Annotated in this window: 14 protein-coding genes; 13 read left to right on the plus strand and 1 reads right to left on the minus strand. The window is 46.0% G+C overall.

Annotated features, from left to right (window positions below):
- The first annotated feature begins 26 nt into the window (after positions 1 to 26).
- Genes TM_RS00480 through TM_RS00500 form a run of 5 tightly spaced genes read left to right on the plus strand, consistent with a single transcriptional unit; the run spans position 27 to position 6,517 of the window.
- Entirely contained in the window at positions 27 to 1,895 is a 1,869-nt protein-coding gene (locus TM_RS00480) for a hypothetical protein (protein ID WP_004082649.1), read from the plus strand.
- Positions 1,892 to 2,971: a BMP family lipoprotein gene (locus TM_RS00485; RefSeq protein WP_004082657.1), complete on the plus strand. Its 1,080-nt coding sequence runs from the start codon at positions 1,892 to 1,894 to the stop codon at positions 2,969 to 2,971. The genes TM_RS00480 and TM_RS00485 overlap by 4 nt, the downstream gene beginning before the upstream one ends.
- 35 nt (positions 2,972 to 3,006) lie before the next feature.
- Positions 3,007 to 4,530, plus strand: a complete 1,524-nt coding sequence (locus tag TM_RS00490; protein WP_010865052.1) for an ABC transporter ATP-binding protein — start codon at positions 3,007 to 3,009, stop codon at positions 4,528 to 4,530.
- Entirely contained in the window at positions 4,527 to 5,561 is a 1,035-nt protein-coding gene (locus TM_RS00495; RefSeq protein ID WP_004082660.1) for an ABC transporter permease, read from the plus strand. Before TM_RS00490 ends, TM_RS00495 begins: the two co-directional genes overlap by 4 nt.
- Positions 5,558 to 6,517 carry an ABC transporter permease gene (locus TM_RS00500; RefSeq protein ID WP_004082669.1) on the plus strand — a complete coding sequence of 320 codons (960 nt, stop codon included), beginning with the start codon at positions 5,558 to 5,560 and terminating at the stop codon, positions 6,515 to 6,517. The genes TM_RS00495 and TM_RS00500 overlap by 4 nt, the downstream gene beginning before the upstream one ends.
- Here TM_RS00500 and TM_RS00505 read toward each other — a convergent pair.
- Positions 6,499 to 7,683 (minus strand): TM0106 family RecB-like putative nuclease, encoded by a 1,185-nt coding sequence (locus tag TM_RS00505; RefSeq protein WP_004082671.1) that lies wholly within the window; start codon positions 7,681 to 7,683, stop codon positions 6,499 to 6,501. The two genes, TM_RS00500 and TM_RS00505, sit on opposite strands and share 19 nt — an antisense overlap.
- 76 nt (positions 7,684 to 7,759) lie before the next feature.
- On the opposite strand from TM_RS00505, the gene TM_RS00510 reads away from it, so the two are divergent.
- From TM_RS00510 to TM_RS00545, 8 genes are all read left to right on the plus strand, one after another.
- Positions 7,760 to 8,332, plus strand: coding sequence for a diguanylate cyclase domain-containing protein (locus tag TM_RS00510; RefSeq protein ID WP_004082673.1), 573 nt, complete (start codon positions 7,760 to 7,762; stop codon positions 8,330 to 8,332).
- On the plus strand, positions 8,333 to 9,598 hold the full coding sequence (gene murA, locus TM_RS00515) for a UDP-N-acetylglucosamine 1-carboxyvinyltransferase (protein ID WP_004082675.1): 1,266 nt from the start codon (positions 8,333 to 8,335) through the stop codon (positions 9,596 to 9,598). It begins immediately after the preceding gene.
- Complete coding sequence (locus TM_RS00520) at positions 9,579 to 10,541, plus strand: radical SAM protein (protein WP_004082677.1); 963 nt, start codon at positions 9,579 to 9,581, stop codon at positions 10,539 to 10,541. The genes murA and TM_RS00520 overlap by 20 nt, the downstream gene beginning before the upstream one ends.
- Before the next feature lie 107 nt (positions 10,542 to 10,648).
- Positions 10,649 to 11,785 (plus strand): ROK family transcriptional regulator, encoded by a 1,137-nt coding sequence (locus TM_RS00525; RefSeq protein ID WP_004082680.1) that lies wholly within the window; start codon positions 10,649 to 10,651, stop codon positions 11,783 to 11,785.
- 13 nt (positions 11,786 to 11,798) lie between these two features.
- Complete coding sequence (locus TM_RS00530) at positions 11,799 to 12,962, plus strand: iron-containing alcohol dehydrogenase (RefSeq protein ID WP_004082682.1); 1,164 nt, start codon at positions 11,799 to 11,801, stop codon at positions 12,960 to 12,962.
- Between the two features lie 12 nt (positions 12,963 to 12,974).
- Positions 12,975 to 13,928 carry an ABC transporter permease gene (locus tag TM_RS00535; RefSeq protein ID WP_004082684.1) on the plus strand — a complete coding sequence of 318 codons (954 nt, stop codon included), beginning with the start codon at positions 12,975 to 12,977 and terminating at the stop codon, positions 13,926 to 13,928.
- Between the two features lie 14 nt (positions 13,929 to 13,942).
- Complete coding sequence (locus tag TM_RS00540; protein WP_004082686.1) at positions 13,943 to 14,662, plus strand: polysaccharide deacetylase family protein; 720 nt, start codon at positions 13,943 to 13,945, stop codon at positions 14,660 to 14,662.
- A gap of 25 nt (positions 14,663 to 14,687) precedes the next feature.
- Complete coding sequence (locus tag TM_RS00545) at positions 14,688 to 15,659, plus strand: sugar-binding protein (protein WP_004082691.1); 972 nt, start codon at positions 14,688 to 14,690, stop codon at positions 15,657 to 15,659.
- Positions 15,660 to 15,665: the final 6 nt, after the last annotated feature.

Genomic DNA, 15,665 nt, shown 5'->3' on the forward strand with positions numbered 1-15,665 from the left:
ATAATCCCGAATGGGGAGTTGAGACGATGAAAAAATGGATTTTTCTGTTCTTGTTATTTCTGGTTGTACCCGTTCTTTCCTATGCCATCGATTTAGAAAATGTCACCGCACAGTTTCAAAAGCTGGTGGAAGATTACGAAAGTGGATTCCCCCAGGATCCATTCGTGAGTTATGTAAAAGAAAACATCCCTCAACTTCAAAAGTACAGAATCTTTCGAAGATTTCTTGCAGGAAGTGTGGAAAAAACTGAGTTTGCAAAGACTCCGGGTGACTACCTGTTCGTGCTCTATCAGAACTGGAAAGAAACCAACTGGGAAAGAAAACTCTCCAACGTTCTTTTCCTCTCTTACCTGCAGTCCATGATGTCCGGTTCAAAGCCTTCAGAGAGTGTCCTGAAAAATTCTCCTGCCTTCAATTCCTTCTTTGCCGAATACAGAATGTTCGTTCGCTCCAACGCGTTGAACCTTCTCAGATGGATTCTAGCCTATTACACAGGAGGAACAAACACCCCTCCACCTGTTGAATTTAACCTGGGTATCAGAAACACAGGGTTCTCTTTCAATGTGAATCATGATGTTCATCCAGATATTTTGAAAGTCCTACCTGAAGATCTGGAAGCGAAATTAAAAGAAGCGATCGAGGAAATCGCCTCTTCGAAAAACCAGGCCGAGTACACTCGAAACATAAACAGGCAGGCGAGTCTTCTGTGGAAAGAATTCGAAAGTAATATCTCTGCGCTTCAGAACGAAGTAGCGGACGTTTTTGAAAACACCTCGCCATCGATCTCCAACTTCTGGTGGATCCGGTTTGTCGTCTACGGAATTCTTCTGGTGATTTTCCTGAGAAAGTATCGAACGATACTGCAGTTCATCATCGCCGCAGAGATTCTGTTCATCTGGGTGACAAAATCGCTGTATCTCAACACCGTTGAAAATATGATCTTTTCGACAGTTGTCGTTTTCATGTTCATCTTTTTCAATTTTATCCTCCTTGTCAGAAGAAGGTATCTTTATCCACTGCTCTCACTGATATTTGTTTTCCTCCTTTTCATCCCGTCGTACATCTCAATCAGGGAGATGGGTATGGATAGTGCTTTTGAGAACTCACCGTATTACGATCAACTGAAATTTGAGGTGTTTGAAGGTTCTGACTCGCCTGTGAAAACGGCCATCAGAAGAATGAACACGATCGCTCTTTCAAGCAAAGAACACACAAAGCAAATAGTAGAAACCTTGGGGTCTCTACCAGAAGAACTGTTGAAAATTGGAGCTCTAAAATCGATAGAACCCACCAAGAACGGACTTTTCTTTCTGTTGAATGAACGTTCAAAATTCTTCACCACAGCCGGGTTCGAAGACAGATTGGATTTAACCGGTAAAATCGAAGGCGATCTGAGTGATTACCTCTCACAGGAAAAATCCAGGTACAGAAAATACAGAAGAGAAATCAATTCACTGGACCAGCTCATAAAAAAGATCACCTCGTACACTTCCGAAAAATTCTCACAGGATTTCGAAAGAGAACTGACAAACACCATTGAAAGGTACCCACTCATTGCAGGTGTTTCTTTCTCCTATTCAACGGAGAAAAGCTATCTTTCGCTGAAACCTTATCGCACTATGAATGGATTGATCGGCATCTTCACTTTCTTTTTGCTTTTCTTCTCCGCTGTTCTTGGAGGAAGATACTTGCTCTTTCCCGCAGCGGCGACTCTGTTCACTTCCATCCTTTCGATGATCAAATGGAAACACCTCGAAGTCTTCGTGGAAAGCGGTATTTTCCCTCTGATCATCGAAACTTCGTCCACTCACACCTTCCACATCGAGGTGTTCTTGATATTCGTTTCTCTGTTTCTTCTCTATAAAAACTTCATGAAAAGGAGGGTGAAAGCATGAGAAAGTTTCTCGTTATTTCTTTGATGATTTTCGCGGTTGCTCTGTTTGGTTTCAAAGTCATTATGGTGACGGACGTCGGGGGACTCGGTGACAAATCCTTCAACGACGGAACGTGGGCAGGAATAAAGCAGGCCGCAGAAGAACTCGGAATAGAAGCGAAAGTGATACAATCTTACGAGCAGTCCGACTACATACCGAACCTCAGCAAAGCAGCGGAAGAAGCTGATCTCGTGTTCGCTGTTGGTTTCATGATGACGAATGATCTCTTTAAAGTGGCAAAGCAATATCCGGACACGTACTTTGTGGGAATAGACATCACGCCTCCCGAGGGCCAGATTCTCCCGAACGTACTCACATTCACCTTCAAAGAACAGGAAGCCGCTTTCTTGGTGGGGTACGTGGCAGCCGCCATGACGAAGACCGGAATGGTTGGATTCGTCGGAGGAATCCCGATACCCCCCGTGGAAAGGTTCAGATACGGTTACGAGGCTGGTATAAAGACCTATTCGGTTCTCCACAAAAAGAACGTGAAAATCTTGAGAGGCTACACACAGGATTTCGAAGATCCGAAGAAGGGTAAAGACCTCGCCATGTCTCAGTTCGCGGAAGGAGCCGACATCGTGTTCCACGCCTCCGGTGCCTGTGGAAACGGAGTTATAGAAGCTGCCAGGGAGAAGTTCTCAGCACTGGCCGGTTCTGACAAACTCGTTGACCTTATAGATTACTACACGACGAACGGAAAGGGATTCTTCGCCATAGGAGTGGACATGGACCAGGATTACATGGCTCCCGGTGCTGTTCTGACAAGCGCGATGAAGAGAGTGGACGTAGCGTCTTACTACGGAGTTGTCTGGGCGTACGAGGGAACGTTCGAAGGTGGGCACAGGGTTCTTGGAATCTCCGAAGACGCAGTTGGAATAAGTCCGATGAAGTACACGAAAGGACTCGTTCCCAACAGAGTCATAGCCGAACTTCTTTACCTTGAAAAATTGATGAAAGAAGGCACTCTGAAAGTCCCAGAGACTCAGGAAGAGCTTGACGCTTTCGAAGTTCCACAAATCGAATTCCCATTCTGAGGGGGAGTCCTCCCCCTCTTTTCAGGGGTGATCCGGTGGAGTACGCAGTTGTGATGAAGAGAATCGTTAAAAGGTTTCCCGGAGTTCTGGCAAACGATCACGTGGATCTCTTCGTCGAAAAGGGCGAAATCCACGCTATCGTTGGTGAAAACGGCGCTGGAAAAACCACTCTCATGAAACAGCTCTACGGCCTTTTAAAGCCCGATGAGGGGGAAATTTACATAAACGGAAAAAGAGTAGAATTTTCCGGTCCCGCTGACGCGATAAAAAGCGGTATAGGTATGGTTCACCAGCATTTCATGCTCGTTGACAACCTGACGGCTTACGAGAACGTGATCATCGGGATGGAACCAAGGAAAGGAATTCTTCTGGATAGGAAAAAGGCGAGGAAAGAAGTTAAAAGACTCTCGGAAGAGTACGGATTAACAATAGACGTCGATATGAAAATAGAGGACATGCCCGTGGGGTTGCAGCAGAGAGTAGAGATCATCAAGACACTCTACAGAGGAGCAGAGATTCTCATCTTAGATGAACCCACCGCCGTCCTCACTCCACAGGAAACAGAGGAACTCTTCGAAGTCTTGAAACGATTGAAAAAGAGCGGGAAAACGATCATATTCATTTCGCATAAATTGAACGAAGTGATGGAGATCTCCGATAGAATCACCGTTATGAGGCAGGGAAGGGTCACAGGAAACCTCATCACTTCACAAACCACACCACAGGAAATAGCGAGATTGATGGTGGGAAGAGATGTTGTTCTCACGGTTGAGAAAAAACCAAAAGAAGCCGGTGAAACACTCCTCAAAATAGAAGATCTCTGGGTCAAGGACAACAGAAAACTGGACGCTGTAAAGGGAGTTTCTTTCGAGGTAAAGAGGGGAGAGATAGTAGGGATAGCCGGTGTTGCTGGAAACGGTCAGTCCGAACTGGTGGAAGCGATCACAGGACTTCGCGGAGCGGAACGAGGAAGAGTCTACTTCAAAGGTGAAGATATAACGGGATACGACCCAAAAAGATTGCGAGATCTCGGAATGTTCCACGTTCCAGAAGATCGACTCAAAAGAGGTTTGATAGTGGATTTTCCGGCATATTTCAACACCATTTTGGGAAGGCACATGATAGAGCCTTTCGTGAAGAGCGGTTTTCTCAACATGAAGGAAATAAAAAGATTTTCAAAACAACTTTTTGAAAAGTTCGATATCAGGCCGAGAAACATAGAACTCCTCGCGGGAAGTTTCTCCGGTGGGAATCAGCAGAAGATCATCGTTGCACGTGAAATGAGTTTCTCCCCCGAACTTCTCGTTGTGGCTCAACCGACACGTGGTCTGGACGTGGGTGCGATAGAATTCATTCACAAAACACTCGTATCGATGAGAGATGCAGGTGTCGGTGTTCTTCTCATATCCATGGAACTGGACGAAATCTTCTCGCTCAGCGACAGAATACTGGTTATGTACGAAGGACAGATAATGGGAGAAGTCAAACCGGAAGAAACCACTCCAGAGGAAGTAGGGCTCATGATGGCAGGTAAAAGACTGGAGGAGATCAGAAGATGAACAACAGGGTGTGGTCATTTCTTGTCCCGTTCTTTTCGGTCATCATAGCACTTCTTATAGCGGCCGTGGTGATCATTCTGATCGGGCAAAACCCCGTGATAGCGTACAAAGCCATGATCGAAGGGGCTTTTGGAAATATCCAGGCTCTGGCCGATACGGTGATAAAAACCACGCCGCTCATCCTAACAGGACTCGCCGTTGGATTTGGTTTCAGAGCAGGGCTATTCAACATAGGAGCGGAAGGACAGATGATCATGGGAGGGATTCTGGCAACTGTCGTTGGAATGCACATGAGAGGAATACCGCCAGCACTCGCTATCCCTCTTACGATGATTGCCGGCATGCTGGGAGGTGCCGCCTGGGCCTCTATAGCCGGTTATCTGAAGGCAAAAACGGGAGCACATGAAGTTGTGTCAACCATAATGCTGAACTGGATCGCAACCTACATATCCTCTTACCTCATCACGGGACCACTGGCAGTGGGATCGGGTACTCCCAAAAGTCCAGAAATCGCTCCTTCTGCCAAACTTCCTCCTATCGTTACAGTTGGCGCTTTAGAAATGACCTCCGGTATTCTGATTTCAATTCTTTCAGCGGTGGTTATATACATCGTTCTGGAGAAGACGAAAACTGGCTATGAGGTGAAAGCAGTTGGATTCAATCCGTACGCGGCAGAATATGGAGGAATAAACATCTCAAAGAACATCGTCATGTGTATGGCAATAAGTGGAGCGCTGGCGGGCCTTGCTGGAGCCCTAGAAGTGATGGGATTGCACCACAGGTTCCTAGGAACACTCTCCGGCGGGAAGGGCTTCGACGGAATCTCGATCGCGCTGATCGGACAAAACCATCCCATAGGCATCATCTTCGCCTCATTTCTCATAGCCGCTCTGAGGACTGGATCGAGCAATATGCAGTTCGTTGGGGTACCAAAACACATTGTCACAATCATACAGGGTATCGTCATATTCCTCGTTGCAGCCGACAGGATCGTTAAAACCCTTCTCAGGTTCAGGAAGGTGAAAAGATGAAAATACTGGAAGTGCTCTGGAACATTTTCTCAAATCCCCTCTTTTACAAGCTCACTCTCACAGCTTCCACTCCTCTTCTTTTCGCATCCCTTGGAGGTGTTTTCAGTGAAGTTACAGGGGTTGTGAACATCGCCCTTGAAGGAATAATGCTTCTTGGAGCGTTCTCCTCGGTGGTGATCACATATTACACCGGAAACGTGTGGCTCGGTTTCTTGCTTTCTATTCCCATAGGAATCGGGTTTTCCTGGTTCCACGCCTGGGCGAGTATCAAATGGAGAGGCAACCAGATAGTGAGCGCGACGGCGTTGATACTGGTGGCGCAGGGTCTGACAGGTTTTCTCATGGAACCGATATTCGGTCAGCCGGGGCAGACACCTTATGTGGGTCGAATCGAAGAGATCACACTGCCTGGCATTTCCTCCATTCCTTTCATCGGAGAAGCCATCGGAACCATCAGTCCAATAGTTCTCATAGCCTTCGCAATGGTCTTTTTTGCGTGGTTTCTGATCTACAAGACCCCACTGGGTCTCAGAATGAGATCGGTAGGTGAAAATCCCGAGGCTGCCGATACTCTCGGTGTTGACGTCTTCAAAATAAGGTACTTCGGAGTTCTCATGAGCGGTGCTCTGGCGTCCATGGGAGGAGCGTTCCTTTCCATAGGAGAGGTCGGTAACTTCAGGGAACTCATGACGGGAGGAAGGGGCTTCATTGCCCTTGCGGCCATGATCCTTGGAAACTGGAATCCCATAGGTGCCATGTGGGCCTGCCTCATGTTTGGTATGTCAGAAGCTCTGGCCAATCAACTTCAGAGTAGTCCCATTCTCAACGTACCTGCTACGGCAAAACCGTTGTTCAATCTCTTTCCGTTCGTTGTTACCCTCGTTGTCGTGGCTGGCCTGATAGGAAGAACAAGACCACCAGCAGCCGATGGTGTTCCCTACGAAAAAGAAGAGTAAGACCTCATGAAATCCAGGACCAGCTTCGTTGCTCTCACATCATCCTCGTTGTACAGGAGCATCTGCTTTAGAAGCTCCTCGTTTCTCGTTTTTTTCCATTTCTCATAAAGCCGCAGTATTTCATAACCATTCAGGGACGTTCTCCAATCGTACCCCAGATACTTAGCGATTCTTTTGAGCGAGTAGGACATAACAGGAAAAACGAAATGATTCCTCAGGATTGTGAACACATCGAGAAAATTCATCCTTTTGTTTCTGCCGATCAATGAAATCAGCTTTCTCTTCTCCGGTCCATGATAGTGATAGAAAACACTCTCATCGTCCAGAGAATTCAAAAATGCGATCAGATCTCCTTGATCCTCTTCCAGAAAATATCTGTACTCATCACCTATTAAAAACCCATAGAGAAAATCCCTCTCTTCTGACGGATGATACTCTATGTCAACTATTGTTCCTTCTGGAAGATCCTCCGGAGGGGTTATCATTATCACTCTATTCTCGAGAAACGCCCTCGCCGCCATAACGAATCTTTTTCCTTTCTCTTTTCCAAATACCTTTTCCAGGATTCTCTGGTCCGCCTCCGCGAGATCTTCCAGCGTTTCTATACCCATTCCATAGAGAACCCTGTACGTTTCTTCTCCTATCCCGTTCACCAGAAGCAAACTCTTCTCTTCAAAAAACTTCCCTTCGCAATCTTCGAGGAAATCACAGTATCTACAGTGTCTTCCCACTCTGGGGTGAGGATCATCATCTATTGTCAACATTTCTCTCAAAACATCTTCGACGATGGGTATCAGATTTTTCCAGTTTTCCATCTTTCTTGAGAAGCTGTCAGATACGATCTCCACGCCCGAAACTTCCAGGCCAGCCCTTGAGAAAACCAGGGCATGATAAGCGCTCTCAAGGATGTATTTGTCTTTAAACCTTTTTGCGCTCTTTCTCAGAATAATTCTCCATCCATCCCTGTCTTTCACAATCAGATCGGGATTTGAAACCAGTTCATGACCCTCAAACTCACACACGATCACAGGATTTTCGAGCGGGAATCCAGCCTCCATTAACTCCTCCGAAAAGTTCGGAGAAACCTCTTTTGAAATTTTTTTTGAAAGGTAATATCGCCTTGGGCACACCAAGAAATTTTCTACATCCTCGTAGCTTATTGTCATCGAATCCTCCCTCCACATTTTCAACGTGGTAGAATATTTCTGAAGTTTATTATACTGACAATTGGGGGTGCTCAACATGGATGAACGCACGGAACTTTTGAAAAGAATAGAGGAACTGGAAGAGAAACTGCGGCAGTGCCAGCAGAGAGAGCAGGAGCTCGAGGCTCTGATAGAAGAATACAACGAAGTCATGAAGAAACAATTCCAGGTGTTCGACGATTTCTTTGAAAAGCTGGGAACTACAAAAATGATCGATCCACTGACAAGAGTGTACGCGAAAGACCATTTCCTGAGACTCCTATCTTATCAACATCAGAGGGCCTTCGAAGAGAACACACCTTACACGATATTCTTTGTGAAAACAAAGGTATCTAAGAATGAAAGAGAAAAAGCGCTGATGAAGATAGGAAAAATTCTCAAAGAATGTGTGAGAGTACCCTTAGACAGTGTGGGCAGATACTCCGATGATACTTTTGCACTCTTCGTAATCGGTGTTGGAAAAGAAACGGCCCCGAATATAGAAGAGAGAATAAAAAATCACATCGAAAGTATAGGAGGCATCGAATACTCGATTGCATACAAAAGCTATCCTGAAGATTTCATGGATCTGGAAAAGGCGATCCTTGATCTTGAAAAGGCGGTGGCTTGATTGGGTAAACTGGTCGTTCAGGGTGGCGCCGTTCTCGAAGGAGAAGTGGAGATATCGGGTTCAAAAAACGCTGCTCTTCCAATAATGGCAGCAGCGATTTTGTGTGATGAGGAGGTAATTCTCAAAAACGTACCGAGACTCCAAGATGTCTTCGTCATGATAGACATCCTGAGATCCATTGGATTCAGAGTGGAATTCGAGGAGAACGAACTGAAGATCAAAAGAGAAAACGATATCTCACAGGAAGTGCCTTACGAACTTGTCAGGAAGATGAGGGCGTCCTTCAACGTGCTCGGTCCGATCGCTGTGAGAACTGGAAGAGCGAAGGTTGCTCTTCCAGGTGGGTGTTCCATAGGAGTCAGACCTGTGGACTTTCATCTTGAAGGCCTCAAAAAAATGGGATTCTCGATAAAAGTGGAACATGGCTTTGTTGAAGCCTGCTTTGAAAGAAGAATCGATTATGTGACGATTACCCTTCCTTTTCCAAGCGTTGGTGCCACGGAGCACCTGATGACCACAGCGGCTCTCTTAAAAGGTGCCCGTGTAGTGATTGAAAACGCCGCAATGGAACCTGAAATCGTAGACCTTCAAAATTTCATAAACAGAATGGGTGGACATATTGAAGGAGCCGGAACCAGCCGGATAGTGATTGAAGGCGTGGAGAAAATGCAGGGAGTTGAATACAGCATCATTCCCGATCGAATAGAAGCTGGAACGTACCTGGTAGCCATCGCAGCAAGTCGTGGAAAAGGTCTGGTGAAGAATGTAAACCCGGATCACCTCACAAACTTTTTTGAGAAACTGGAAGAAACAGGGGCGAAACTTAAAGTTCTTGGAAACGAAGTAGAGATCGAAATGAGAGAAAGACCAAAAGCGGTGGATGTTACAACGAATCCGTACCCTGGTTTTCCCACGGATCTTCAGCCTCAGATGATGGCGTATCTATCGACAGCGTCGGGAGTCTCGGTTATAACCGAAAACGTCTTCAAAACGAGGTTCTTACACGTGGACGAGTTGAAAAGAATGGGAGCGGACATAGAAGTTTCTGGAAACGTCGCCATAGTGAAAGGCGTTGAAAAACTCAGCGGTGCCCCCGTTGAGGGAACGGATCTCAGGGCAACCGCTGCCCTTCTCATAGCGGGAATCATAGCAGATGGAGTCACTGAGATAAGCAACGTCGAACACATATTCAGAGGTTACGAAGATGTCATAGACAAATTCAGTGAACTGGGAGCAAAAATCGAGTATGTTGAAAAAGAAAATTGAAAGAATAAAAGAGATCGAAACCACACTGTGGGGCAACCTTGAAAAATGCGAACTCTGTCCTCGAAAATGCGGTGTTGATAGATACAGAACCACCGGTATCTGTGGACTACCCGCCAGAGCGAAGATATCCAACGCGGTTCTTCACTTCGGTGAAGAACCTCCCATCTCTGGAAAAACGGGTGCGGGTACGGTGTTCTTCAGCGGTTGTAACATGAAATGTGTATACTGTCAAAACATGGGATTCAGTCAGAAAGGGATAGGAACAGAGGTTGAAGTGGAAGACCTTGCGGAGATATTCTTGATCCTACAAAAGCACGGTGCGAAGACCCTGAATCTTGTCACCCCCACACCACACCTTCCGTTCATAATCTCAGCCCTGAGAATCGCCATTGAAAACGGATTGAACCTCCCCATCGTCTACAACACCAGCGGATACGAAGATCCTGAGATTCTCAGACTTTTAGAAGGTGTCGTTGATATCTATCTTTCCGATGTGAGATATTCGGACAACGAAGCTTCTAAGAAGTACTCAAAAACCCCGGATTACTGGACAGTTGTTCAGAAGGCCATCGTTGAGATGTTCAGACAGGTGGGAATCTTCGATGAAGAAAAAATGAAAGGTCTCATTGTGAGAATTCTTGTTCTTCCTGGAAACGTGGTGGATTATTCTGAAATTTTTTCTTTCCTTTCAAGCTTGTCCACACGGATTCCTCTCTCCATAATGAATCAATACATCCCTCACTTTGACGCCCAGAAATTTCCCGAAATAAGCAGGAAACTGAACCAGAACGAATACGAAAAAATTTTAGAACTGGCTGAAAGATACGGTTTTACCGAAGGATGGTATCAATCTGAAGAAAAAGAGAGAGTAACCACCAGAGGCCTGAAGGAAATCTCCGAAAAATTGCAATTTTTAAGGTTAAAAACCCATAATTCCTATTAAACAGCCAAAAAAGGAGAAAATAACAGATATCCGACCTTGATTTTAAATTATTTCCTGCATATAATTAATGTGAACATAATATTGAGATCCAAAAGGAGGAATCGAAGTTGAAATACAACTCACCAAGAATAAAAATCCTCAACAAAAAGAGCATTCTCAAAGTGATTCACGAAAACCATCCCATTTCCAGATCGGACATATCGGAGGTCACAGGGCTCACGCCGAGCAGTGTAACAAGACTCACGAAAGAACTAATAGATGAAGGTTATATAAGAGAGATCGGTACAATGGGAAAAAATTCTCCTGGAAGAAGAAGAATTCTCCTCGATCTAAGAAAGAACGCCTTTCTGAGTTTAGTCTTCGATATAGGAGTGAATATAACGACTTACGGTATTGGATTTTTCGATGGAGAAGTGGAACCAAGGGGAACTTTCAACACACCAAAGGAACCAGTGGAATTCTTCAACATAGTCAAAGAAATCTACGAACGTATCTCAGGTGAATATAGAATTTCAAGAATCTCTCTTTCCGTTCCAGGAATGGTGGATATGGAAGAAAAGAAAATACTTCTTGCCCCAAACCTCGAGTGGGAGAACGTGAACATAAAAGAGCTCCTCAAAGTCGACGTTCCTGTTCTTGCAGACAACGAGGCGAATCTTTCCATGCTCGCAGAAAAGTACCACTCAGAAGATCTGAGAAACGTGAAAGAAGCCGTTTTTATCATCATTAGAGAAGGTGTTGGAACGGGATTGATGATCGATGGAAAGATCTTCAGAGGGCCTTCCTTCACAGCGGGTGAAGCAGGACACATGACAGTGAACATGTACTCCGACAGGCAGTGCCACTGCTCTAACTGGGGTTGCTGGGAGCTCGTTTCTTCGATCAACTGGACGATCGAGCAGTACGGGAAAGAACTACCTGGAAAAAACGCCATAGAGAAATTCCAGGCACTGAAGCAGAGAAACGATGCGAAAAGAATACTGATGAAATTTGCGGAAAACATAGCGGTCGGCATCGTGAACCTGGTGAACATATTGAATCCTGAACTCGTGATCCTTGGTGGGGAAGTCGTCGATCTTGGTGAAAATTTCCTCGACATTATAAAGGATTTCGTCCATCAAAGAGCTTTGAAGGCCGCTGTGAAAGATCTGAAAATCAGGACTACGGAATTCAGAAACATCAGTTCTAACCTCGTGGGCGCGGCCGTATTGGCTGTCGAGGACATAATAGAAGAAGTCAAATGAAGGAGGTGGCAGCATGTTCAAAATTTCGTTCTATCTTCCAACGGAGATCATTTTCAGGGTGGGAGCGGTGGACGAACTGGAAGAAAGGGCAAAAAAGCTCGGAAAAAAGGCATTGATTGTGACAGGACGATCCAGCACTAAGAAGACCGGCCTTTTGCAGAGGGTGGTAGATCTTCTCAAGAAAGCGGGAGTGGAAAGTTTCGTCTTCGACAAAATAGTTCCCAACCCGATATCGGATCACGTCGATGAGGCTGCAGAAATCGTGAGAAAAGAGAAGATAGATTTCATCATAGGACTTGGTGGAGGAAGTCCCATAGACAGCGCAAAAGCGATCTCTATCACCGCTCCGAACGAAGGAAAGTTCTGGGATTACGTTCCCGTAGGTGGTGGAAAGATTCCAGAAAAATCCATCCCCGTTGTTGCTATACCCACCACACACGGAACGGGAACCGAGGCAGACCCATTTGCGGTGATTACAAATCCTCAAACGAAAGAAAAAGTGGGAATAGGCTATAGAAACACCTTTCCCGTTCTCTCCCTTGTGGATCCTGAAGTGATGAAGACACTACCGAAAGACCAGACCGCGTACACCTCTATGGATGCGTTCTATCACGCTATAGAAGCCTTCCTCAACGTGAATGCGAATCCTTACTCGGATGTTCTTGCCCTGGACGCCATGAAAAGAATCGTGACTTACCTTCCCGTTGCTTACGAGAATGGAGAAGATATGGAAGCCAGAACGAATCTCGCCTGGGCCAGTACTGAAGCAGGAATTACAGAGACTCTGACTGGTGTGATCGCAAACCACGCGCTGGAGCATGGTCTCAGTGGTTTCTATCCAGAAATAACCCATGGTCTTGGTCTGTGCATCACAGGTCCGTACCTGTTCGAGTACATCTTCGATCACGCCTACGAGAGACTCGCCATCGTTGGAAGGGAAGTGTTTGGCGTTTACGAAACAGACGATAGAAAAGCTGGAAGGCTCGCTATCAAGAAACTGAGAGACTTCCAGGAGATGTTCGGTCTCAACAAGAGACTCAGTGAACTGGGTGTGAAAAAAGAGGATATTCCAAAGATGGCAGAAACCGGCTACAGGATACTGAATGGAGTGGTTGTCGTAACTCCCGGTAACCTAACCGCAAAGGATATGGAGGAGATATTCAACAGGTGTTACTGAGGGGGAGATAACTTGGCTTCGAAATTTAAGAAGAGAACTTTCAGAGAACTCGGTCCTTTAGTTGCTCTCGTCAGTCTGGCTGTTTTTACGGCTATCTTGAATCCTCGCTTTCTGACGGCATTCAATCTTCAGGCTCTCGGAAGGCAGATCGCGATCTTTGGCCTTTTAGCTATCGGGGAAACCTTTGTCATCATCTCCGGGGGAGGAGCCATCGACCTCTCCCCCGGTTCCATGGTGGCGCTCACAGGGGTAATGGTTGCATGGCTCATGACTCACGGTGTTCCCGTGTGGATCTCTGTAATTCTCATTCTGTTGTTCTCTATAGGAGCAGGTGCGTGGCATGGCTTGTTTGTCACAAAGCTCAGAGTTCCCGCTTTTATCATCACCCTTGGAACTCTGACGATCGCCCGAGGCATGGCAGCCGTGATCACAAAGGGATGGCCTATCATCGGACTCCCGTCTTCTTTCTTGAAAATCGGGCAGGGTGAATTTTTGAAGATACCGATCCCGGTGTGGATTCTCCTTGCAGTGGCTCTTGTGGCAGATTTCTTCCTCAGAAAGACCGTTTATGGAAAACACCTGAGGGCTTCCGGCGGTAACGAAGTCGCCGCAAGATTTTCCGGAGTGAACGTAGACAGAGTGCGAATGATAGCGTTCATGGTATCGGGATTCCTCGCCGGTGTGGTGGGGATAATCATTGCGGCAAGGCTTTCTCAAGGGCAACCAGGTGTCGGTAGTATGTACGAACTCTATGCCATAGCCTCCACTGTAATCGGTGGAACGAGTCTCACGGGAGGAGAAGGAAGTGTTTTAGGAGCAATCGTAGGCGCGAGTATCATAAGTCTTCTCTGGAACGCTCTCGTTCTTCTCAACGTTTCGACGTACTGGCACAACGTAGTCATCGGAATCGTCATAGTTGTGGCAGTAACTCTCGACATATTGAGAAGGAGACTTGCAAGCAAATAACAGGTGGGTGGGTCATGAAAAGACTTCTGGTTTTTCTTTCGATCTTTTTGACAACAGTTTTGCTTTTTTCAACTGATTCAAAAGTGAACTTCGGGGAGGAAAACGGAGTGAAACTGGTGGCGCTCACTTTCGATGACGGTCCTGATGTAAAACTCACCTCCGCAGTACTGGGTACTCTTGAAAAACACGGTGTTGTAGCTACCTTTTTCGTTGTGGGACAGAGGTTGAACGAAAGTACTCGAGCTATTCTTGAAAGAATGATATCTATGGGATGTGAAATAGGAAATCACTCGTGGAATTATGAACCACTTGACAAAAAAGATCCTGAGACGATAAAAGATTACATCGAACGTACGAAGGATCTCATCAAGAAATACACAGGAAAAGAGCCTCGATTCTTCAGACCACCCAATCTGGCGGTGAGCGATACCATGTTCGATGTGATAAACATGCCGTTCGTGAGCGGCATTCTCGGCTACGACTGGGCGGGATGTGATAGAGATCCCCAAAAGATCGTAAGCAACGTGTTGAAAGACATAAGAGATGGTGCAATAATTCTTCTTCACGACGTACAACCAGAGCCGCATCCGATCGTCGAAGTTCTAGAGATACTGATCCCGGAATTGAAAAAACGTGGATACGGATTCGTCACTCTGAGCGAGCTTTTCAAAAGAAAAGGAGTGAACCCTGAAGATCCGGTGTACAGAAAAAAGATGTGGGTGTATGTGGAATAAAACATCTTTACAAGGGGGTGTTATCATGAGGAAACTTCTGGTTTTTCTTTCGGTTCTCCTGGTTGCTGGTCTGTCGCTGGCTCTCACCATAGGTGTTATCGGAAAATCCGTCCATCCTTACTGGTCACAGGTAGAACAAGGTGTTAAAGCGGCGGGGAAGGCACTTGGAGTGGATACGAAGTTCTTCGTTCCACAAAAGGAAGATATCAACGCTCAGCTTCAGATGCTCGAATCTTTCATAGCCGAAGGTGTAAACGGTATTGCGATCGCGCCGTCCGATCCAACTGCAGTCATCCCCACCATCAAGAAAGCCCTTGAGATGGGTATTCCTGTTGTCACTCTCGATACAGACTCTCCGGACAGTGGAAGGTACGTCTACATCGGAACGGACAACTACCAGGCAGGTTACACAGCTGGTCTCATCATGAAAGAGCTCCTTGGAGGAAAGGGTAAAGTTGTCATAGGAACGGGTTCACTGACAGCTATGAACTCCCTTCAGAGAATCCAGGGATTCAAAGACGCCATCAAGGACTCGGAGATAGAAATAGTCGACATCCTCAACGATGAAGAAGACGGTGCGAGAGCAGTGTCTCTAGCGGAAGCCGCTCTCAATGCCCATCCAGATCTCGATGCATTTTTTGGTGTGTATGCCTACAACGGACCTGCCCAAGCACTCGTGGTGAAAAATGCTGGAAAAGTTGGAAAAGTGAAGATCGTCTGTTTCGATACAACACCTGATATTCTTCAGTACGTGAAAGAAGGAGTTATCCAGGCAACGATGGGGCAGAGACCCTACATGATGGGATACCTGTCAGTCACAGTTCTTTATCTGATGAACAAGATAGGTGTTCAAAACACTTTGATGATGCTCCCGAAAGTCAAGGTTGATGGAAAGGTTGACTACGTGATCGACACAGGTGTTGATGTGGTCACACCAGAGAACCTCGATGAATATTTGAAGAAGATGGAAGAACTCGGAATTCCAATAAAATTCTGAAAAACA

Origin of the sequence: Thermotoga maritima MSB8 (genome assembly GCF_000008545.1) — a bacterium.
Lineage (GTDB): Bacteria > Thermotogota > Thermotogae > Thermotogales > Thermotogaceae > Thermotoga > Thermotoga maritima.